The organism is Salipiger marinus, assembly GCF_035481585.1.
GTDB lineage: Bacteria > Pseudomonadota > Alphaproteobacteria > Rhodobacterales > Rhodobacteraceae > Salipiger > Salipiger marinus.
In genome coordinates this window covers 97,689-117,319 of the sequence record NZ_JAYKSL010000013.1, presented here as the reverse complement: position 1 = coordinate 117,319, position 19,631 = coordinate 97,689, and the positions used below count along the sequence as shown (strand labels likewise).

Annotated in this window: 16 protein-coding genes; 10 read left to right on the top strand and 6 right to left on the bottom strand. The window is 67.7% G+C overall.

The features are described from left to right. Nucleotides 1-44: 44 nt before the first annotated feature. Together VK682_RS17265 and VK682_RS17260 are read right to left on the bottom strand one after the other, a co-directional pair. Nucleotides 45-995, bottom strand: a complete 951-nt coding sequence (locus VK682_RS17265; RefSeq protein WP_230797093.1) for an alpha/beta fold hydrolase — start codon at nt 993-995, stop codon at nt 45-47. Nucleotides 996-1,007: 12 nt separating this feature from the next. Beyond that, on the bottom strand, nt 1,008-1,958 hold the full coding sequence (locus VK682_RS17260; RefSeq protein ID WP_089851740.1) for a homoserine O-succinyltransferase: 951 nt from the start codon (nt 1,956-1,958) through the stop codon (nt 1,008-1,010). A 233-nt stretch (nt 1,959-2,191) separates the two neighbouring features. Here VK682_RS17260 and VK682_RS17255 point away from each other — a divergent pair, with 233 nt between their 5' ends. The 5 genes from VK682_RS17255 to VK682_RS17235 all read left to right on the top strand — a co-directional run bounded on the left by VK682_RS17255 (nt 2,192) and on the right by VK682_RS17235 (nt 9,048). Then, entirely contained in the window at nt 2,192-3,229 is a 1,038-nt protein-coding gene (locus tag VK682_RS17255) for a zinc-dependent alcohol dehydrogenase family protein (protein WP_324782271.1), read from the top strand. Nucleotides 3,230-3,255: 26 nt separating this feature from the next. Beyond that, nucleotides 3,256-3,924 (top strand): phosphoribosylformylglycinamidine synthase subunit PurQ, encoded by a 669-nt coding sequence (gene purQ / locus VK682_RS17250; RefSeq protein WP_089851744.1) that lies wholly within the window; start codon nt 3,256-3,258, stop codon nt 3,922-3,924. Nucleotides 3,925-3,970: 46 nt separating this feature from the next. Next, nucleotides 3,971-5,734, top strand: a complete 1,764-nt coding sequence (locus VK682_RS17245) for a sensor histidine kinase (protein WP_230797091.1) — start codon at nt 3,971-3,973, stop codon at nt 5,732-5,734. 55 nt (nt 5,735-5,789) lie between these two features. After that, the gene (locus VK682_RS17240) at nt 5,790-7,124 is read left to right on the top strand and encodes a sigma-54-dependent transcriptional regulator (RefSeq protein ID WP_089851748.1); all 1,335 of its coding nucleotides are present in this window, start codon (nt 5,790-5,792) and stop codon (nt 7,122-7,124) included. A 130-nt stretch (nt 7,125-7,254) separates the two neighbouring features. Then, nucleotides 7,255-9,048 carry a putative bifunctional diguanylate cyclase/phosphodiesterase gene (locus tag VK682_RS17235; RefSeq protein WP_324782270.1) on the top strand — a complete coding sequence of 598 codons (1,794 nt, stop codon included), beginning with the start codon at nt 7,255-7,257 and terminating at the stop codon, nt 9,046-9,048. Here VK682_RS17235 and mnmA read toward each other — a convergent pair. Beyond that, nucleotides 9,042-10,184, bottom strand: coding sequence for a tRNA 2-thiouridine(34) synthase MnmA (gene mnmA, locus VK682_RS17230; RefSeq protein ID WP_324782269.1), 1,143 nt, complete (start codon nt 10,182-10,184; stop codon nt 9,042-9,044). The two genes, VK682_RS17235 and mnmA, sit on opposite strands and share 7 nt — an antisense overlap. Nucleotides 10,185-10,321: 137 nt before the next feature. Between mnmA and sciP the strand changes: the two genes are divergently transcribed. The 4 genes from sciP (at nt 10,322) to recG (ending at nt 15,828) form a co-directional block, all read left to right on the top strand. After that, nucleotides 10,322-10,606: a CtrA inhibitor SciP gene (gene sciP / locus VK682_RS17225; protein WP_089851754.1), complete on the top strand. Its 285-nt coding sequence runs from the start codon at nt 10,322-10,324 to the stop codon at nt 10,604-10,606. Between the two features lie 99 nt (nt 10,607-10,705). Continuing rightward, on the top strand, nt 10,706-11,416 hold the full coding sequence (gene ctrA, locus VK682_RS17220) for a response regulator transcription factor CtrA (protein ID WP_089851756.1): 711 nt from the start codon (nt 10,706-10,708) through the stop codon (nt 11,414-11,416). 66 nt (nt 11,417-11,482) lie between these two features. Next, a complete protein-coding gene (gene ligA, locus VK682_RS17215; RefSeq protein WP_230797088.1) occupies nt 11,483-13,741 on the top strand; it encodes an NAD-dependent DNA ligase LigA in 2,259 nt (752 codons plus the stop codon). Beyond that, a complete protein-coding gene (gene recG, locus VK682_RS17210) occupies nt 13,738-15,828 on the top strand; it encodes an ATP-dependent DNA helicase RecG (protein WP_230797087.1) in 2,091 nt (696 codons plus the stop codon). Before ligA ends, recG begins: the two co-directional genes overlap by 4 nt. 435 nt (nt 15,829-16,263) lie before the next feature. Here recG and VK682_RS17205 read toward each other — a convergent pair whose 3' ends face one another. Beyond that, on the bottom strand, nt 16,264-17,667 hold the full coding sequence (locus tag VK682_RS17205) for a methyl-accepting chemotaxis protein (protein WP_230797086.1): 1,404 nt from the start codon (nt 17,665-17,667) through the stop codon (nt 16,264-16,266). A 54-nt stretch (nt 17,668-17,721) separates the two neighbouring features. Further along, nucleotides 17,722-18,174: an iron-sulfur cluster assembly scaffold protein gene (locus tag VK682_RS17200; protein ID WP_230797085.1), complete on the bottom strand. Its 453-nt coding sequence runs from the start codon at nt 18,172-18,174 to the stop codon at nt 17,722-17,724. Nucleotides 18,175-18,242: 68 nt separating this feature from the next. Between VK682_RS17200 and hisI the strand changes: the two genes are divergently transcribed. Next, nucleotides 18,243-18,608 (top strand): phosphoribosyl-AMP cyclohydrolase, encoded by a 366-nt coding sequence (gene hisI / locus VK682_RS17195; protein ID WP_230797084.1) that lies wholly within the window; start codon nt 18,243-18,245, stop codon nt 18,606-18,608. Between the two features lie 150 nt (nt 18,609-18,758). Here hisI and gluQRS read toward each other — a convergent pair whose 3' ends face one another. Next, nucleotides 18,759-19,628 (bottom strand): tRNA glutamyl-Q(34) synthetase GluQRS, encoded by an 870-nt coding sequence (gluQRS, locus tag VK682_RS17190; RefSeq protein ID WP_324782268.1) that lies wholly within the window; start codon nt 19,626-19,628, stop codon nt 18,759-18,761. Between the last annotated feature and the right edge of the window lie 3 nt (nt 19,629-19,631).

The window sequence follows — 19,631 nt, the reverse complement described above, 5'->3', positions numbered from 1 at the left end:
TCCGGGCTGTCTGTCCGGGGGTCCACTATGGGCGCTGTGTCGCGTCAACGCAAACCCGCCCGCCGCGCCACACGGTCGATCGCAGCGTCCATCACCCCCGGCGCGACATGCTGGGGCATGTGGCCCACATCCGGCAGCAGCGTCAGCCGCGCGCCGGGGATGGCGCGGGCGGTGGGAACGGAATGGATCTGCGGCCCGACGATGCGGTCGGCTTCGCCATGGATCAGCTCCACCGGCAGGTCGAGGGCGGGATAGCGCGGCAGCAGGGCGGCGATCTCGGCCTTGAGGCTGGCGCGCTGGCGGGCATTGGCGCGCAGCGTCGCCGGGCGCAGCGCCAGTTCGGCGCCGATATGCTCGGCATAGCCGGGCGGCACCGTGTTTGGCGCAAACACCTCGCGGATGGCGTCCTGCACGCGGGATTCGGGGGCCAGTGCCGAAATGGCGCTGTTTGCCAGCGGTGCGAGCGGCCCGCCGGTCAGCTGGTAGAAGGCGGGCAGGCTGTCCTCCCATGTCTGCGAGGCGGCCCCCAGCAGCACCAGCCCCGCGCTGTGGCGCGGATGCTCCGCCGCCCATGCCAGCGCCACGGCGCCGCCATAGGACTGGCCGACCACGATGGGCCGGTCCGCGCCAAGCTGCCGCGCCGCCGCCACCAGCAGGTCGGCCTGATCGAAGATGCTGTCGCCCGAGGACGAAAGCGCGGGCGTATAGCCAAGCCCGGGCCGGTCAAAGGCGATGACCCGGTAGCGCGGCGCCAGCCGGTCCACCGCGTCATAGGTCCAGTCGCGCAGGTTGCCGCTGGCGCCGTGGATCAGCACCAGATCCGGGCCGGAGCCCTTTTCGACATAGTGCACGCGATGGCCGTCCACCTCCAGAAAGCGGCCCTCGGGCGGGTAGGCTTCGACCGCCCCCCGCGCCGAGCGGTCAGACGCGATGCCCGTGGCGGCACAGCCTGCCAGAGCCAGAACAGCAAGCGAAATCAGGACTTTCCAAGGCATTGTTGCAAACCTTTACCGGGTATTCTTGCGCCAGTCGGTCAAGGTGGTGCCGATGCGATCCACCTCGAACGGAGTCGTCAGGTAGATCTCGTTGATCCAGTTGCCATAAAGCAGATGGGCATGGCTGCGCCAGCGGTTGAGCGGGCGCTTCGACGGATCGTCCTCGGGGTAGTAATTGGCGGGCACGTTGATGGCTTTGCCCGCCGCCACGTCGCGGTCGTATTCTTCCTTCAGCGTGTGGCTGTCATATTCCAGATGGTTGAAGATGTAGAGCGCGCGATGCCCCGGATCCTCGACCAGCGCCGGGCCGGTTTCCGGCGAATGGATCAGCACCGGCAGGCCCGCCGCCTCGACCTCGGCGCGGCGCACCTCGGTCCAGCGCGACACCGGCATCACCATGTCATCGGAAAAGCCGCGCAGATAGGGCGAGGCGGGGGCGAGGTTCTGGTGCCGGATGCAGCCGAAGGCCTTGTGGTCGAGGATGTGTTTCGGCACGCCGTGGAAATGGTGGATCATCGCCATGCCGCCCCAGCAGACGCCGAAGGTGGCGTGGACATGGCTCTGCGTCCAGGCAAACACCCGGGTCAGCTCGTCCCAATAGGTCACCTCCTCATAGGGCAGGTGTTCGATGGGCGCGCCGGTGATCACCAGCCCGTCGAATTTCTCGCCCGAGGCCTCGACCTCGGCGAAGGGGCGGTAGAAGGCCTCCATATGTTCGGCGGCGGTGTTCTTGGTCTGATGCTCGGTCATGCGGATCAGCGAGAATTCGATCTGCAGCGGCGTGGCGCCGATCAGCCGGGCGAACTGGTTCTCGGTCTGGATCTTCTTGGGCATCAGGTTCAGCAGGGCGATGCGCAGCGGCCGGATGTCCTGCCGCGAGGCGCTGTCCTCGGACATGACCATGACGCCTTCGCGCGAGAGCACGTCATAGGCGGGCAGGTCTTCGGGCAGCTTGATGGGCATGACAATCATCCTCTGGTCAGGGCAGGAGATGTAGACGCGCAGGGCGCCGGGCTCAAGGGTGGCGATGACCGCCGGGGCTTCTGGTCGGTGATCACGGCAGAAGGGGGCTCTGCCCCCATCCCCCTGCGGGGGAGTCCCCCGGGATATTTTTGCCAAGAAGAAGCGGCGCGGGGCTTGCGGTTGCCGGAGCGGTGTCGTTCTGTGATCTCACATTGACCCGGAGGAGAGACGACATGCGCGCTGCCGTGCTGAGAACCTATAACGCGGATCTGTCCATCGAGGAGGTGCCGGTTCCGGACTGTCCTGCCGATGGCGTGGTGCTGAAGGTGCTGGCCTGCGGCGTCTGCCGGTCGGACTGGCATGGCTGGTCGGGCGAGCATCCGCGCGTGAAGCCGGGCCAGATTCAGGGCCATGAATATTGCGGCGAGGTGGTGGCGGCGGGCCCCGGCTCGCAGTGGCAGGTGGGCGATCTGCTGGTGGCGCCGTTCATCCTTGCCTGCGGCACCTGTCCCTCCTGCCGCGAGGGCAACCAGCATACCTGTTTCGACCAGCGCCTGCCCGGCTTTGTCGAGCCGGGCGCCTTTGCCGAATACGTGGCGGTGCCGCGCGATTTCAACCTTGCGCGGCTGCCCGAGGGCATGTCGCCGACGCTGGCGGCGGGTCTGGGCTGCCGGGTCACCACCGCATGGCATGCGCTGACCGGGCGCGCGGCGCTGGCCGGGGGCGAATGGCTGGCGGTGCATGGCACCGGCGGCATCGGGCTGTCGGCGGCGATCCTTGGCCGGGCGCTTGGCGCGCATGTGATCGTGGTCGATGTGGTGCAGGAAAAGCTCGACCATGCGCTGAGCCTAGGCATGGATGCGGCGGTGAATGCCAAGGATGGCGACGTGGCGGCGCAGATCCGCGAGATCACCGGTGGCGGCGCGCATGTGAGCGTGGAGGCGCTGGGGATTCCGCAGACGGTCAATGCCTCGATCCGCTGCCTGCGCCCGCTTGGGCGGCATGTGCAGGTGGGCATGCCGGTGGGGCATCATGCCGTGCAGGAAGTGGACATGAACGCCGTCTACATGGCCAATCTGGCGCTTTACGGCACCCGGGGCATGCCGTCGCACCGCTATCCGTCGCTGCTTGGATTGATCACGCGCGGAAAGGTCGATATGAGCCCGCTCATCGCGCGCGAGATTCCCCTCAGCCAGGCCGGGGCGGAGCTTGCCGCTTTCAACGGGCCGACGCCGCCGGGCGTGGCCGTCATCACCGACTTCAGCCGCTGAGGTCGCATGGCATCAGGAGATCGCCCATGAAAGCCGCCGTCATCGTCTTCCCCGGGTCCAACTGCGACCGCGACATGAAGACCGGCTTCGAGACCGCCGGGATCGAGGTGGAGATGGTCTGGCACAAGGACACGGCGCTGCCTGCGGGCATCGACATCGTGGGCCTGCCGGGCGGCTTCTCCTTTGGCGATTACCTGCGCTGCGGGGCGATCGCCGCCAATTCCCCGATCTGTCACGAGGTCAAGGCCCATGCCGCGCGCGGCGGCTACGTTCTGGGCGTGTGCAACGGCTTTCAGATCCTGACCGAGACCGGGCTGCTGCCGGGCGCGCTGCTGCGCAATGCCGGGCTGAAATACATCTGCCGGACGGTGGATCTGCAGGTGGCGGAAAGCCAGTCGGTCTATACCCGCGGCTATGAGGCGGGGCAGGTGATTTCGGTGCCGATCGCGCATCATGACGGCAATTACACCGCCGATGCCGCCACGCTGGACGCGCTGGAGGGCGAGGGCCGCGTCGCCTTCCGCTATGTCGCCAACCCCAACGGGGCGGCGCGCGACATTGCGGGCATCCTGTCGGAGAACCGCCGGGTGCTGGGCATGATGCCGCATCCCGAGCGCGCCTGCGTGCCCGCGCAGGGCAATACCGACGGTGCGCGCCTTTTCGCCCATCTGGGCGAGGCGCTGGCCGAAGCCTGAGCCGCGCGGCTTGAGACCCGGCGGCGCGGCGCGTAGATTGGCCGCCATGTCGCATTCCAGCCCAGACCGGACGGACCAGCACCGCTCGAACCCGCTCAGCTGGCGGGTGCGGGTGGCGCTGTTGGTGCTGCTGGTTCTGGCGGTGATCACCGTCTGGACCACCAATGTCCTGCTCACCGACCGCTCCACCACCGCGACGCGCAACCGGGCGGAGCTGCGGCTGGCGCTGTATTCCGGCAACATCCTGTCGGAGCTGCGCCGCAACGCCATCGTGCCGCAGCTGCTGTCGCGGGATCCCGCGCTGATCGGGGCGCTGAATTCCGGCGATTTCAGCCAGTCCACCCAGCGGCTGATCGGGTATGTCGACGAGATCGGCGCCGCCTCGCTGATGCTGCTGGACAAGGACGGGCGCACGGTGGCCGCCACCGACCGTAACCGGCTGGGCCAGAACCACCGCAACGAGCCCTCCTATGTGGATGCGCTGCGGTCCAACACCACCGTCTTCACCATCAAGGCGCGCGAGGCGGGGGGCTATGCCTTCAGCTATTCGCGGCGGCTGGAAAGCCAGAATGACGTGATCGGCGTCATCGTGGTGGAGGTGGATCTGGCCAAGTTCGAACGGGCCTGGGCCGGGATCACCGATGCAGTGGCGGTGATGAATTCCGAAGGCACCATCATTCTGGCGACCGAACCGCGCTGGCGCGGGCTGACCATGACCGACGCGCTGAGCCGCCAGCCCCCCGAAAGCGCCATCGAACGCGCCATCAAGGCCACCGCCGACTGGACCGCGCTGCCTGCTGACGCCTACCTCAAGGGCGAGGCGGTGATGCGCATCGACGGGCGCATCCCGTTCCGCGGCTGGACCATGGCGACCTTCACCACCTATGCTTCGGTCCGCGAGCGGGTGAACGCGGTGCTGGCGCTGGAGATCATGGGGTTTGCGCTGCTGGCGGCGCTGGCCTTTTACGCGCTGTCGCGCAAGACCGCGCTGCGCATGGCGCTGTTCCAGCGCGAAAGCGCCGAGCTTCGGCGGCTGAACGCCCGGCTGCAGCGCGAGATCGCGGAGCGCGAGAAGGTGCAGAAGGATCTCTCCGCCGCCGAGCAGACGCTGGAGCAAAGCTCCAAGCTGGCCGCCCTTGGCGAGATGTCGGCGGCGGTCAGCCACGAGCTGAACCAGCCGCTGGCCGCGATGAAGACCTATCTCGCGGGGGCCCGGCTGCTGCTGCGCCGCAACCGCCCCGAAGAGGCGATGACCGCCTTTGCCCGCATCGATGACCTGATCGACCGCATGGGCGCCATCACCCGGCAGCTGAAAAGCTACGCCCGCAAGGGGCAGGCGCAGTTCAGCCCGGTGGACATGGGCGAGGCGCTGGCTTCCTCGCTGTCGATGATGGAGCCGCAGCTGAAGGCGCGGCGGGTGCGCATCTCCAAGATCCTGCCCGATCGCCCGGTGCGGGTGATGGGCGACCGCATGCGCATCGAACAGGTGCTGGTGAACCTGCTGCGCAACGCCATCGACGCCACCAAATCCGTGGCCCAGCCCGAGATCGAGATCCTGCTGGCCAGCGGCGAGACCGCGACGCTGAGCGTGCGCGACAACGGCCATGGCATCGAGGATCTGGAATCGCTGTTCGAGCCCTTCTACACCACCAAGCAGCCCGGAGAGGGCACCGGGCTGGGGCTCGCCATCTCTTCGGGGATCGTGACCGAGCTTGGCGGACGGCTGACTGCGCGGAATGGATCCGACGGGGGGGCTGTTTTCGAGATGCAGCTGCCTATCTTGAACGAAACTAGCGAGGCTGCGGAATGACCCGCCGGCCCAGCCGGATGACGACGTGACGACCTGAGAAAGGCGACCCAGAACAATGACAAAAGCCATGAAGATCGCCATCGTGGACGACGAGAAGGACATGCGCCAGTCGATCAGCCAGTGGCTGGCGCTGTCGGGCTACGACACAGAGACCTTTTCCAGCGCCGAGGAGGCGCTTGGCGCGCTTGGGCCGGATTACCCCGGAATCGTGATTTCGGACATCCGCATGCCCGGCATGGACGGGATCCAGTTTCTGAAAAAGCTCATGGGCAGCGACAGCGCCCTGCCGGTCATCATGATCACCGGCCATGGCGACGTGCCCATGGCGGTGGAGGCGATGCGGATCGGCGCCTTTGATTTCCTTGAAAAACCGTTCAACCCCGACCGCATGTCGGAACTGGCCAAGAAGGCCACCAATGCCCGCCGTCTGACGCTGGACAACCGCGCGTTGCGGCGCGAGCTGTCCGATGGCGGCCAGCTGATGCGCAAGCTGATCGGCCAGAGCCCCGCGATGGAGCGGCTGCGCGAGGACGTGCTGGATCTGGGTCAGGCCGATGGCCATGTGCTGATCGATGGCGAGACCGGCACCGGCAAGACGCTGATCGCCCATGCGCTGCATGCGGTGGGATCGCGCGCGGGCAAGAAATTCGTGCTGATCTCTTGTGCCGCGATGGATCAGGACGCGCTGCTGCAGCGGCTGTTCGGCCCGATGCAGCCCGATGACAGCCGTCTGCCCGCCATCGAGGAGGCCCGTGGCGGCACGCTGGTGCTGGAAGACATCGAATCGCTGTCGGATGCGGCGCAGGCACGGCTGCTGTCGGTGATCAACGATCAGGGCACGCCGCCCGAAACCCGGATCATCGCCATCTGCAACCTGCAGGACGAGGGCCGCACCTGCGAAACCGCGCTGCGCCCTGATCTGTATTACCGGCTGGCGGCGCTGAAGATCACCGTGCCGCCGCTGCGCCAGCGCGGCGAGGACATCCTGACGCTGTTCACCCGGTTTTCCGACCAGTTTTCCGATGAATATGGCTGCGACGCGCCGCAGGTCAGCGCACAGGAGGCGGCACAGCTACTGCAGGCGCCATGGCCGGGCAACGTGCGCCAGCTCATCAATCTGGCCGAACGCGCCGTGCTGCAGTCGCGCCGGGGCACCGGCACCATCGCCTCGCTGCTGATGAACGACCACGAGGACATGCAGCCGGTGATGACCACCGAAGGCAAGCCGCTCAAGGAATATGTCGAGGCGTTCGAGCGGATGCTGATCGACAACACCATGCGGCGGCACAAGGGCTCGATTTCGGCGGTGATGGACGAGCTTTGCCTGCCGCGCCGCACGCTCAACGAAAAGATGGCCAAGTATAACCTGCAACGCGCCGATTATCTCTAGCGGCGCAGGGGGGCCGTTTACCCTTTCTTAAGGCCTCGTCCCGCAGGCTTGCCCCGCGACTGGGGTCGGGAGGGAAGGCAGGGATTTGGGCGGTTCAGGGGCATCGGGGCATCAGGCCGACGCGGCAGGCATGGCCTTTGCCGCGGCGGAGCTGGAGCGGCTGGCGGCGATGATTCAGGCGGCGGCGGAGCCTTTGTGCGGCGCGTGGTTCTGCGCGCTGCGCCTTGCGCCACAGCCGGACCGGCTCTGCGCGCCGGTCACCTCCCGTCTGCCCGACTGCGGCACGGGGCGCGCTCTGGAACAGATGCTGGATCAGGTCTGCGCGCAGCCCTGCGATGCCGACAGTTCCGGCCTTGTGGTGCGCGAGGATCTGTCGGGCCATCCCCGCGTGCTGGTGGCGCTGCCGCTTTGCAGCGCGCGGGGCCGCGTGCTGGGGGCCATGGCGCTGGTGTTCGAGGCGGCCCGCTGGGGCGGGCGGGGCAGCGTGATGTGTCAGGAGGTGGCGCGGATCGCGGCGGCGCTGCTGGACGCCACCGCAGTGCGGCTGCGGCTGGAACGGGAACTGCGGGACATGTCGCTGCGCGTCGCCCGGCTGCAGCGGCTGTCACAGATCGACCCGCTGACCGAGCTGGAAAACAGCGCCTCTTTCGAGCGCAAGGTGCGGGACCGTCTGGGGGAGACAGCACAGCCTGCGGTGCTGATCCTGCTCGACATCGACCATTTCAAGCAGATCAACGATCTTTACGGGCATCAGTTTGGCGACCGCTACCTGCGGATGATTTCCGGCGCGCTGGCGGGCTGCGCGCCCGAAGGCGCCGTGGTGGGACGGATCGGCGGGGATGAATTCGGGGTCTTTGCCGATCTGGATCCCGGCGCGCTTGGCTGGTCCGAAGCGCTTATGCTGCGGCTGCGCGATGCGGTGCAGCGTGCGGCAAGCCTGACCGGCAAGCCCGATCTGGGGCGCGTCAGCATGGGGGCGAGCCTGTTTCCCGCGCAGGCCACCGACTATGTGACGCTGTTCAAGCTGGCGGATGCGGCTCTTTATGCGGCCAAGGATGCGGGGCGGGGCACCCATGCGATTTTTGACGCGCTGGCGCCGCAGCCTTTCGTGCCCCGGGATCTGTCGCGCCGCTTTGCCCGCGCCATGGCCGGGGACGAGGTGCTGCCGCATTTCCAGCCCATCGTCGACCTGCAGACCGGGCGCTGCACCGGCTACGAGGTGCTGGCGCGCTGGAAACAGCCGGGCCGCGATCCGCTGGCCGCCGGATCCTTCGCCGCCGTGTTCGAGGATCAGGATCTGGCCGCGACCCTGACCCGCAGCATGCTGCTGCAGTCGCTGGAGGCGGTGCGCGGCACGCCGGGATTCTGCGCCAAGGACCAGCGGCTGAGCCTCGGGCTCAACGTCACCTCTTTTGACCTGCTGAACCCCGGGTTCCTGTCCGATCTCGACACGGCTCTGGCCGCCGCCGCCATGGGCTGGGAGGCGCTGACCATCGAGGTGACAGAACGCATCATGCTGGGCGAACCCGAAGGGCAGGTGTTCCGCGCGCTGGCCGATCTGCGCCGCAGGGGCGCGCGCATCGCGCTGGATGATTTTGGCATGGGCTATGGCGGGCTGCGCCATCTGGCGGGCTGGCCGGTCGACGTGCTGAAGATCGACCGGCATTTTGTGCGCGATCTGGGCCGTACCCCGCGCGACGGCGCGGTGATCGAGGCGGTGCTGGGGCTGGCGCGGCGCATCGGCTGCCGTGTCGTGGCCGAAGGCATCGAAACCCCGTCACAGCTGGCCTGTCTGCGCCTGATGGGCTGCGATGCCGGGCAGGGCCATGTCTTTGCCGCAGCGCTTGACGCCGCAGCCTTGGCCACGGCGCCGCTGAGTTACGATCTGGACCGGCTGTCAGACCTGATGACGGCGGCTCAGTAGCCGCGCCAGATCCAGCCGCCGCCAAGGATGCGGGTGCCGCCGGTCTCATAAAACACGCAGGCCTGACCGGGGCTGACGCCTTCTTCCGGGGTCAGCAGTTCGACCTCGGCGGTGCCGTCGGGCCGCGCGCGGAGGATCGCCTCCCGCGGGGGGCGGGTGGAGCGCACCTTGACGGAGACATGCCATTCGGCGCGCGAGGCGAGCGGCACGTCGCCCAGCCAGTTGATCTCGCGCACGGGGACGGTGCGGGTCGACAGCATCTCCTTGGGGCCCACCACGACGCGGCGGCTGTCCACGTCCAGCTTGACCACGTAAAGCGGCTCGTCCAGCCCGCCGATGCCCAGCCCGCGGCGCTGGCCGATGGTGTAATGGATCACGCCCTTGTGATGGCCCAGCACCCGCCCGTCGGCATGCACGATCTCGCCCGGGGCCACCGAGCCGGGGCGCAGCTTCTCGATCACCCCGGCATAATTGCCGTCGGGGACGAAGCAGATGTCCTGACTGTCGGGCTTGTCCGCCACCGTCAGCCCGTATTTTGCCGCCAATGCGCGGGTTTCAGCCTTGCTCTGCAGATGGCCCAGCGGGAATCGCAGGAACTCCAGCTGGTCGGGCGTGGTGGAAAACAGGAAATAGCTCTGGTCGCGATTGGCATCGGCGGCGCTGTGCAACTCCGGCCCGTGCTCGCCCAGCTTGCGCTGGATGTAGTGGCCGGTGGCCATGCAGTCGGCGTCCAGATCCTTGGCCGTCTCCAGCAGATCCTTGAATTTCACCCGTTCGTTGCAGCGGATGCAGGGCACGGGCGTGGCGCCGCCCAGATAGCTTTCGGCAAATTCCTCGATCACCGCATCCTTGAAGATGTTTTCGTAATCAAGCACATAGTGCGGAAAACCCATCTGTTCGGCCACGCGCCGCGCATCGTGAATGTCGACCCCCGCGCAGCAGGCGCCCTTCTTGGCCAAGGCGGCGCCATGATCATAAAGCTGCAGCGTGACACCCACCACGTCATAGCCTTCTTCCGCCAGCATCGCAGCCACGACGGAACTGTCGACGCCGCCGGACATGGCCACGACCACCCGCGTTTCTGCGGGCGGCTTCGGCAGGCCGAGCGAGTTGAGCTTTTGCGTATCGAGGGGCATGGCAGTTACCTTTCGGGAATCCCGCAGGAATATAGGAAAATGCGTCCTACTCTCAAGAGTGGGTTTTAGACAGCGTTAAAGGCCGGGCGGTCAAATGACGTTCTGCGGGGCATCCCTGCATGAACAGGATGACGGCCATGTATCTGAAAAAAGTCGACGGTCCACGCGCGGTGACGCTGCCTGACGGCAGCATCATGACCCGTGCCGATCTGCCCCCGCCGGAGACGCGGCGCTGGGTCGCCTCGCGCAAGGCCGCCGTGGTGCGCGCGGTGCGCTACGGGCTGCTGTCAGAGGTGCAGGCGCAGGACCGCTACGGTCTGAGCGAGGAGGAACTGCAGGAATGGATGCGCGCCGTGACCGCCCATGGCGAGGAGGCGCTGAAGGCCACTCTGGTGCAGAGATTCCGCAGCGTTTCCGAGTAAATCGGCGCAAATCGGAAGGAAATCATTCCCGTCTCCGGTAAAGAAGCATTAACCTATTTCCGACAGGGTCGGCGTAACAGTTCAAAAGCGGAGACAGTCATGCGAATCCTCCTCGTTGAAGACGATCCGACCACGTCGAAAAGCATCGAATTGATGCTGACCCATGCCAACCTCAATGTCTATGCGACCGATCTGGGGGAAGAAGGCATCGATCTGGCGAAGCTCTATGATTACGACCTGATCCTGCTCGACCTGAACCTGCCGGATATCCATGGGCACGAGGTGCTGCGGCAGCTGCGGCTGGCCCGCATCAACACGCCCATCCTGATCCTGTCCGGCTCTGATGACACGGATAACAAGATCAAGGGCTTCGGCTTCGGCGCCGATGATTACATGACCAAGCCCTTTCACCGCGACGAACTGGTGGCCCGAATCCACGCCATTATCCGCCGCTCCAAGGGGCATTCGCAGTCGGTGATCCGCACCGGCAAGGTGTCCGTCAATCTCGACGCCAAGACGGTGGAGGTGGGCGGCAAGGCCGTGCATCTGACCGGCAAGGAATATCAGATGCTGGAGCTGCTGAGCCTGCGCAAGGGCACGACCCTGACCAAGGAGATGTTTCTCAACCATCTTTATGGCGGCATGGACGAACCCGAGCTTAAGATCATCGATGTGTTCATCTGCAAGCTGCGCAAGAAGCTGTCAGAGGCGACGGGCGACGAGAATTACATCGAAACCGTCTGGGGCCGCGGCTATGTGCTGCGCGATCCCGACCCGCGTGCCGACCAGCAGTTTGCGGTAAACGGCTGAGCGTCTGGACGCCGCGGGGCGCGCGCCCTATCACTCTGGCAAAACGACGTCAGCAAGGATGGGGCCATGGCGCAGGGAATGGCGGAAAAGCCGGTGGAGGCTCTGACAGAGGCCGAGGCGCGGGAAGAACTGGCCCGTCTGGCCCGGGAACTGGCGGAGGCGAACCAAGCCTATCATACCGAAGACGCTCCGAAGATCCCGGATGACGTCTATGACCGGCTGAAGCTGCGCAACCTCTCGATCGAGACGCAGTTTCCGCAGCTCAAACGCGAGGACAGCCCGACCGAACAGGTGGGTGCTGCTCTGGCCGAGGGCTTTGCCAAGGTGCGGCATGCGCAGCGCATGATGTCGCTCTCCAACGCCTTTGATGCCGAAGAAGTGCAGGCCTTTGATGCGGGTATCCGCCGCTATCTGGGCCTGTCTGGCAGCGACGCTCTCGCCTATACCGCCGAGCCGAAAATCGACGGTCTCTCGCTGTCGCTGCGTTATGAACAGGGCGTGCTGGTGCAAGCCGCCACCCGGGGCGACGGCGCCGAAGGTGAAAATGTCACCGCCAATGCCCGCACCATCGATGACATCCCCGAACGGCTCGACAATGCCCCTGACGTGCTGGAGGTGCGGGGCGAGGTCTATATGAGCCATGCCGATTTTGCCGCACTCAACGACCGGCAGGCGGCGGGCGGGGCCAAGACCTTTGCCAATCCGCGCAATGCCGCCGCCGGATCGCTGCGCCAGCTTGACGCCGCCATCACCCGCGACCGGCCGCTGCGCTTTTTCGCCTATGCCTGGGGCGAGCTGTCAGAGCCGCTGGCGCAGACCCAGATGGAGGCGATCGAGAGGCTCAACGCCTTGGGATTCCAGACAAACCCTCTGACCCGGATCTGCCCCGACACCGACGCGCTGCTGGCGCATTACGCCCGGATCGAGACGCAGCGCGCCACGCTCGGCTATGACATCGACGGCGTGGTCTACAAGGTCAACGATCTGGCGCTGCAGGGGCGGCTTGGCTTCCGCTCGACCACGCCCCGCTGGGCCATCGCCCATAAATTCCCCGCCGAACTGGCCTGGACCCGGCTGGAGGCGATCGACATTCAGGTGGGCCGCACCGGCGCGCTGTCACCGGTGGCGCGGCTGACCCCGGTGACGGTGGGCGGCGTCGTCGTCGCGAATGCCACGCTGCACAACGAGGATTACATCGCCGGGCGCGATGCCACCGGCACCCCGATCCGCGACGGCAAGGACATCCGTGTCGGCGACTGGGTGCAGGTCTATCGCGCGGGCGACGTGATCCCGAAGCTCGCCGATGTCGATCTGGCGCAGCGGCCCGCCGAGGCGGAACCTTACGTCTTTCCCGCCACCTGCCCGGAATGCGAATCCGAAGCGGTGCGCGAGCCCGGCGATGCGGTGCGGCGCTGCACCGGCGGGCTGATCTGCCCCGCGCAAGCGGTCGAAAAGCTGAAACATTTTGTCTCCCGCGCGGCGTTCGACATCGAAGGGCTCGGCGCCAAACAGGTGGAGCAGTTCTATCGCGACGGCTGGATCCGCGAACCGGCAGAGATTTTCACCCTGCAGGACCGCTATGGCTCCGGCATGCAGCAGGTGAAGAACCGCGAGGGCTGGGGCGAGAAAAGCGCGCAGAACCTGTTCGACGCCATCGAGGAACGGCGGCGCATCCCGCTGGCGCGGCTGATCTTTGCGCTTGGCCTGCGTCATGTGGGCGAGGTGGGCGCCGCCGATCTGGCCCGGCATTTCCGCAGCTGGGACGCGCTGCTGCTGGCAGTGGATGCCGCGCGCCCCGCGATGGAACGGCATCGCGCCGCCGAAGCCGCACTGCTGGAGGAACGCGCCGCCGCCGCCGCCGAAGGCCGTCGCGCCCGCATTGCGCCGGTGCGCGACGCGGTCTGGTCCGCCGATCCGCCGCTGCCCGAAGAGTCGCGCGCGGCTTGGGACGATCTGGTCGGGGTCGACGGCATCGGCACCGTGGTGGCGGAGTCGCTGGTGACCTCCTTCGCGCAGGAGGCGGAGCGCGCCTCCATCGCGCGGCTGGTCGCCCATCTGACCGTGGAGAAGGCCGAGCCCGCCGTCGCGCAGGACAGTCCGGTGGCGGGCAAGACCGTGGTCTTCACCGGCACGCTGGAAAAGATGAGCCGGGCCGAGGCCAAGGCGCGGGCGGAAGCTCTGGGTGCCAAGGTGGCGGGGTCGGTATCGAAAAAGACCGACATCGTCGTGGCGGGCCCCGGCGCGGGCAGCAAGGAAGCGAAGGCGCGGGAACTGGGCGTGCAGGTGCTGGACGAAGACGGCTGGCTGGCGCTGATCGGGTCATGAGCGGGCGGCCGGAACTGCTTTGGCCGCTTTTTGCCGAGCCGAAGGTGCTGGACGGCGTCGGTCCCAAGACGGCGCAGGCGCTGGCCGGGCTCGACATCGCCTCGCCGCGGGATCTGCTGTACACCCTGCCGCAGGGCTGCATCGACCGGCGGCCCCGCGCCAGCGTGGCGGGCGCCGATCTGCCCGGCGTCGCGACGGTCGAGGTGCAGGTGATCCGCCATCTGAAACCCGCCATGAAGGGCCGTCCATGGCGCATTCAGGTGGAAGATGCCGAGCAGAGCTTCCAGCTGGTCTATTTCCACGGGCGCGAGGAGTATCTGACCCGGCTGCTGCCCGAAGGGGCGCGGCGGCTGGTGTCGGGCAAGGTCGAATGGTTCGACGGCGCGGCGCAGATGGTGCATCCCGACCATGTGCTGCCGCTGGACGAGGCGGGGCGGCTGCCTGCCTTCGAGCCGGTCTATCCGCTGACCGGCGGGGTCACGCAGAAGCTGATGGCGCGCGCCGCCGCCGATGCGCTGGCCCGCGCGCCCGAACTGCCGGAATGGATCGACCCGGCGCTGAAGGCGCGCGAGGGCTGGCCGGACTGGCGCGCGGCGCTGGCGCTGGCGCATATGCCGCAGGGCGCGCAGGATCTGGCCGCCACCGCACCCGCGCGGGCGCGGCTCGCTTATGACGAACTGCTGGCGCATCAGCTGACGCTGGCGCTGGCGCGGCTCCACCGGCGGCGCGGCAAGGGGCAGACGACGGAGGGGCGCGGCCAGCTGCGCCGCCGCGTGCTGGCCGCGCTGCCGTTCCGCCCGACCGGCGCGCAGGCCCGCGCCATGGACGAGATCGCCGCCGACATGGCCGCGCCCGAACGCATGAACCGGCTGCTGCAGGGCGATGTCGGCTCCGGCAAGACGCTGGTGGCCTTCATGGCGCTGCTGATCGCGGTGGAGGCGGGCGGGCAGGGCGTGATGATGGCGCCCACCGAAATCCTCGCCCGCCAGCATCTGGACGGGCTCGCCCCGCTGGCCGAGGCGGCGGGCGTGGTGGTGGAGATCCTGACCGGGCGCGACAAGGGCGCCGAGCGCCGCGCCAAGCTTGCGGCGCTGGCAGCGGGTGACATCCAGATCCTCGTGGGCACCCATGCCGTCTTTCAGGACGATGTCGCCTTCCGCGACCTGCGGCTTGCCATTGTCGACGAACAGCACCGGTTTGGCGTGCGGCAGCGGCTGGAACTGGGGCGCAAGGGGCAGGGCGCCGATGTGCTGGTGATGACCGCGACGCCGATCCCGCGTAGTCTGGCGCTGGCGCAATATGGCGACATGGACGTGTCGGTGCTGGATGAAAAGCCGCCCGGGCGCAAGCCGGTGCGCACCGCGCTCGTCTCCACCGAACGCATGGAGGAGGTGGTGGAGCATCTGCGCCGCGCCGTGGCCGAGGGGCGTCAGGCCTACTGGGTCTGCCCGCTGGTGGAAGAAAGCGAGGTGTCGGATCTGACCGCTGCCGAAGACCGCTTCCGCCATCTGCGCGCGCTGCTGGGGGAGCGGGTGGTGGGGCTGGTGCATGGCCAGATGCCGCCTGCGGAAAAAGACGCGGCCATGGCGGATTTTGTCGCCGGGCGCACGCAGGTGCTGGTGGCGACCACGGTGATCGAGGTGGGGGTGAACGTGCCCAATGCCTCGATCATGGTGGTGGAGCGCGCCGAAATCTTCGGGCTGGCACAGCTGCACCAGCTGCGGGGCCGGGTCGGGCGCGGTGCTACGGACTCCACCTGCCTGCTGATGTACCAGCCGCCTTTGGGCGAGACCGGGCTGCGGCGCCTGACCACGCTGCGCGAGACCGAGGACGGGTTCCGAATCTCGGAGGTCGATCTGGAGATGCGCGGCGCGGGTGACCTGATCGGCACGGCGCAGTCGGGCCTGCCCCGGTTCCGGGTGGCGGATCTGGACCACCAGTCCGGGCTGATGGAACTGGCGCAGAGCGATGCGCGGACGCTGCTTGCCATGGATCCCGGCCTTGCGGGCGCGCGCGGCAAGGCGGCCCGGCTGCTGCTGTGGCTGATGAAGCAGGACGAGGCGATCCGGCTGATCAGCGTCGGCTGAATTTTTTCCTGTCTGACAGGCATTTGGCCGATTCTCCGCGACTGTTGTGTATTTGTTCGCGTATGTTCCTAAAAAGTGCTTTACAGCGGTTAAGAAATCTGGGAACAAAGGAGCAACAGGACCAGAGAGGACGACGCCATGCTCAAGACGATCAAATCCACACTCGCCCGTGACCACGCTTTGCTGGTGCAAGACCTCCTTGGTGTCGTTGCCCTGATTGTTCTTCTTTTGAGCGCGCTGCATCTGCCGCTGCTCTAGATCTGCCTGCGGTCTTGTTGCGATGCCGCCGCATCACCTGTCCGATGCGTGGCGCTGTCCCCGGTCCGGGCTGCCTGATCCCCGGACCCGCGCTGCGGCTCGCTGATCCCACAAGACTCGCACCTTGCCGCCGCCTCCCCCCGGAGTGCGGCGGTTTTTTTTCGGCCGGGCGGAAGTTCAGAACCGGTAGGCCAGACGCAGCCCGCCCCAGTGCCGGCTGTTGACGACGATGGGGGCGGAGAGATCCTTCATCATGGTGAATTTGCCGCCGCCCATGTCCCGGCGATAGACCTGAAGCAGGAAGGGCCGGGTGTTGCGCCCCGCCTTCAGCCCGACCCGGTCGTTGAACATCCGGCGGTTGCGGCAATGCGCGGCATTCCACAGCGGATCGGCGCTGAGCGGTCGGGAAAACTGCGCGTTATGGGTCGGCAGATAGCCGTTGCGGTCCACCGCCGCACAGAAGACAATTCGCGGATCCCGCGCCAGCACCGGCTCCTGCACGGCAGGCAGGATCTGGTCGGTGAGCCGGGTGAAGCCGGTCACGACCTGCGGCGGATCGCTGCCGGGCACGGGCCGGTAGCGGCTGTCGAAAAGATCGGCCTCGGTTATCCGCCGCTCTGCCAGCGCGGTGGCGAACAGGCCCGCGATCTGCCGCGCCAGATCCTGCACCAGCGTGATCATCGCGCTGTCGGCCCCGGTGCCCCCCAACGCCACCGCCTGCTGCAGGATCGCTTCGGAGAGGTCGATCAGCCCGTCGCAGCGGCGCGCGGCGTCATCGACGCCCTTGGCCACCCGTCCGATCGACTCATGGGTCGCATGCACCACCGGGCGCAGATGATCCACCGCCGCCCGCACCTCGCCCATATCCTCGGCCACCTGCCGCGTCCCCCGCCGCAGATGCCCGATCCCGTCACGGATGCCGCCCAGCGCGCGGTCGGCCTCCTCGGCCCCGGCGAGGATGCTTTCCGCCTCCCGCGAGGTGCGCAGCGCCCCGGTGTTCAGCCCGCCGATCCAGCCCGACATGCTGCGCACCGTTTCGGAAATGGCCGCCACCGCGCCGCTGGTCTGCTGGCTGAGATCGTTGATCGCCTCCGCCACGATGGCAAAGCCGCGCCCGGCTTCCCCGGCGCGGGCCGCCTCGATCTTGGCATTGACCGCCAGAATGTTCACCTGCGTGGCGATGGCGGAGATCTGGCCGTTCGACCGCTTCACCGCCTCCAGCATCTGCTCGACGCGGGCATTGTCGGCATGCACCGACTGCACCCATTGCGCCAGCGCGCGCGCTGCATCGCCGGACTGCGCCAGCAGGCCCAGCGATCCCTCGACCTGCTGCGCCGTCGCCTCCGCGCCTTCGGCCATGCTGGTGGTGGCGGCAAAGACCCGCCCGGTCAGCGCGGCGATCTGGTCGGTTGCGCTGGCGATCTCGGCCAGCCCGCCCAGCTGGTCCCGCGACCGCTGCTGCAGCGCCTGCAGGAAGGCGTCGATCTCCACCACCTTCTGGCCCAGCCCGCTGGCATCGCGGGTGATCTGTGACAGGGGATGCGAGCGCCCGGTCTTCGCCTGTTCCGCCTCGTCCTTCATGCTCTCCTCCGCGCTTGCCTCACGGGCATAGCGCGGGGAGGGTGAAGACAGGGTTTACGCGCGGGCGCGCGCCTCGATCTGCGCCGCGGCTTCTGTCGCGGCGTCAAGCGCCAGCAGGATCGAGGCATGGCGGTTCTTGTAGGCTCCCGCCGGGCGCAGCACCTCCAGCCCGTCAAAGGGCGCGGGCGGGGTGGGGCCATCCTCCTTGAGCAGCGCGCGCAGCGCATCGCGCGCCACAGCGATCTGATCCGCGCTGCAGCCGACAATCGCCGAGCCCACCACCGAGGCCGCCGCCTGTCCCAGCGCACAGGCCTTCACGTCCTGCCCGTACTCGGCGACCCGCCCGTCGCGCATCACCAGATCCACGGTCACGGTGGATCCGCACAGGGGCGAGCGCTTCTTCACCGTGGCCTCCGGCGCCTCCAGCCGGTCGGTCCGCGGGATGTCGGCCGCCAGCGCAAGAATGCGGGTGGAATAGAGCTTGATCAGATCGGTTTCGGCAGACATGGCTTTCCCTTTCGGCGCGTCCCCCATAGATAGGGTGCGCCCCCCGCTCCTGCAAAAGGGAATTTGCCATGACGTTTGATCCCGCCACCCTGACCTTCGACCAGAACGGCCTGATCCCCTGCATCGCGCAGGAGGCGGAGACGGGCGAGGTGCTGATGCTGGCCTGGATGAATGCCCAATCGGTGGCGCGCACGCTCGAGACGGGCCGCGTCACCTACTGGTCGCGGTCGCGGCAGGCATTCTGGATCAAGGGCGAAAGCTCCGGCCATGTGCAGACTCTGGTGGAACTGCGGCTGGACTGCGACCGCGACTGCCTGCTGGCGCTGGTGCAGCAGACCGGCCCCGCCTGTCACACCAACCGCCTTAGCTGTTTCTACACTGCCGTGCGCGACGGGCAGGAGACAGAGATCATGACCCCCCTGCGCGACGCCTGACCCGCCTGCGCGTTCCAGCGGCCCCAAATATCCCGGGGGAGTCCACGTCAGCGGACGGGGGCAGAGCCCCCTTTGACCTTACATGTCCGCCTGTGGCGGACGGGGGCAGAGCCCCCTCTGCCTGACCTCTCGGCGGCAGCCGAAACCGCGCTAGAGCCCGACCATGGCGCGGATGTCCTGTGGCGTGGCGCCTTCGGCCCGGAAACTGGCGATGGCGCGCGCGTCGTCGCGCTTGGCCAGCCGCTTGCCCCCGGCGTCCCGGATCAGCGCGTGGTGGTGCCATACCGGCTGCGGCAGGCCCAGCAGGTGCTGCAGCACGACATGGATGGCGGTGGCCTCGAACAGATCCCGCCCGCGCACCACATGGCTGATCTGCTGCGCCGCATCGTCAAGCACCACCGACAGGTGATAGGAACCGGGAAAATCGCGCCGCGACAGCACCACATCGCCGACCTCGGCCAGCAGGCGGGTGCGGGACAGGGCGATGCGCCCGGTCTGCCCTGATGGCCCCGCGCCGGTTTCGCAGAACCCGAGCCCGTCCCCCGCCAGATCCAGCGCGCGGGCCATGTGGAGCCGCAGCGCCACGCCGTCGGGGCGCGGCCCCGCGCCATAGCCGGGGGGCAGCAGGTCGCGGCAGGTGCCGGGATAGATCAGCCCGTCCGGGCCCATGGGCGGGGCCGCCCCTTCCTGCGGGGCGGAGGCTGCGGCGGCAATGTCGCGCCTTGTGCAATGGCAGGGATAGATCAGCTCGCGCCGCCACAGATCGTCGAGCGCCGCACCATAGGCGGCGCGCCTGTCGGACTGGCGCAGCACCGGCTCTGGCCAGTCGAGCCCCAGCCAGCGCAGGTCGTCGTAAATCTGCGCCTCCCATGCGGGGCGGGAGCGGGTGCTGTCGATATCCTCGATCCGCAGCAGAAACGCCCCGCCTGCCGCAAGGGCCATGTCCTGCGCCAGCAGCGCCGAATAGGCATGGCCCAGATGCAGCGGCCCGGTGGGCGAGGGCGCAAAGCGGGTGCGCATCGC

What these genes read in the sequence shown, in the direction of transcription:
- VK682_RS17265 (WP_230797093.1), bottom strand. Translation starts at nt 995, where the DNA reads ATGCCTTGGAAAGTCCTGATTTCGCTTGCTGTTCTGGCTCTGGCAGGC.
- VK682_RS17260 (WP_089851740.1), bottom strand. Translation starts at nt 1,958, where the DNA reads ATGCCCATCAAGCTGCCCGAAGACCTGCCCGCCTATGACGTGCTCTCG.
- VK682_RS17255 (WP_324782271.1), top strand. Translation starts at nt 2,192, where the DNA reads ATGCGCGCTGCCGTGCTGAGAACCTATAACGCGGATCTGTCCATCGAG.
- purQ (WP_089851744.1), top strand. Translation starts at nt 3,256, where the DNA reads ATGAAAGCCGCCGTCATCGTCTTCCCCGGGTCCAACTGCGACCGCGAC.
- VK682_RS17245 (WP_230797091.1), top strand. Translation starts at nt 3,971, where the DNA reads ATGTCGCATTCCAGCCCAGACCGGACGGACCAGCACCGCTCGAACCCG.
- VK682_RS17240 (WP_089851748.1), top strand. Translation starts at nt 5,790, where the DNA reads ATGACAAAAGCCATGAAGATCGCCATCGTGGACGACGAGAAGGACATG.
- VK682_RS17235 (WP_324782270.1), top strand. Translation starts at nt 7,255, where the DNA reads ATGGCCTTTGCCGCGGCGGAGCTGGAGCGGCTGGCGGCGATGATTCAG.
- mnmA (WP_324782269.1), bottom strand. Translation starts at nt 10,184, where the DNA reads ATGCCCCTCGATACGCAAAAGCTCAACTCGCTCGGCCTGCCGAAGCCG.
- sciP (WP_089851754.1), top strand. Translation starts at nt 10,322, where the DNA reads ATGTATCTGAAAAAAGTCGACGGTCCACGCGCGGTGACGCTGCCTGAC.
- ctrA (WP_089851756.1), top strand. Translation starts at nt 10,706, where the DNA reads ATGCGAATCCTCCTCGTTGAAGACGATCCGACCACGTCGAAAAGCATC.
- ligA (WP_230797088.1), top strand. Translation starts at nt 11,483, where the DNA reads ATGGCGCAGGGAATGGCGGAAAAGCCGGTGGAGGCTCTGACAGAGGCC.
- recG (WP_230797087.1), top strand. Translation starts at nt 13,738, where the DNA reads ATGAGCGGGCGGCCGGAACTGCTTTGGCCGCTTTTTGCCGAGCCGAAG.
- VK682_RS17205 (WP_230797086.1), bottom strand. Translation starts at nt 17,667, where the DNA reads ATGAAGGACGAGGCGGAACAGGCGAAGACCGGGCGCTCGCATCCCCTG.
- VK682_RS17200 (WP_230797085.1), bottom strand. Translation starts at nt 18,174, where the DNA reads ATGTCTGCCGAAACCGATCTGATCAAGCTCTATTCCACCCGCATTCTT.
- hisI (WP_230797084.1), top strand. Translation starts at nt 18,243, where the DNA reads ATGACGTTTGATCCCGCCACCCTGACCTTCGACCAGAACGGCCTGATC.
- gluQRS (WP_324782268.1), bottom strand. Translation starts at nt 19,628, where the DNA reads ATGCGCACCCGCTTTGCGCCCTCGCCCACCGGGCCGCTGCATCTGGGC.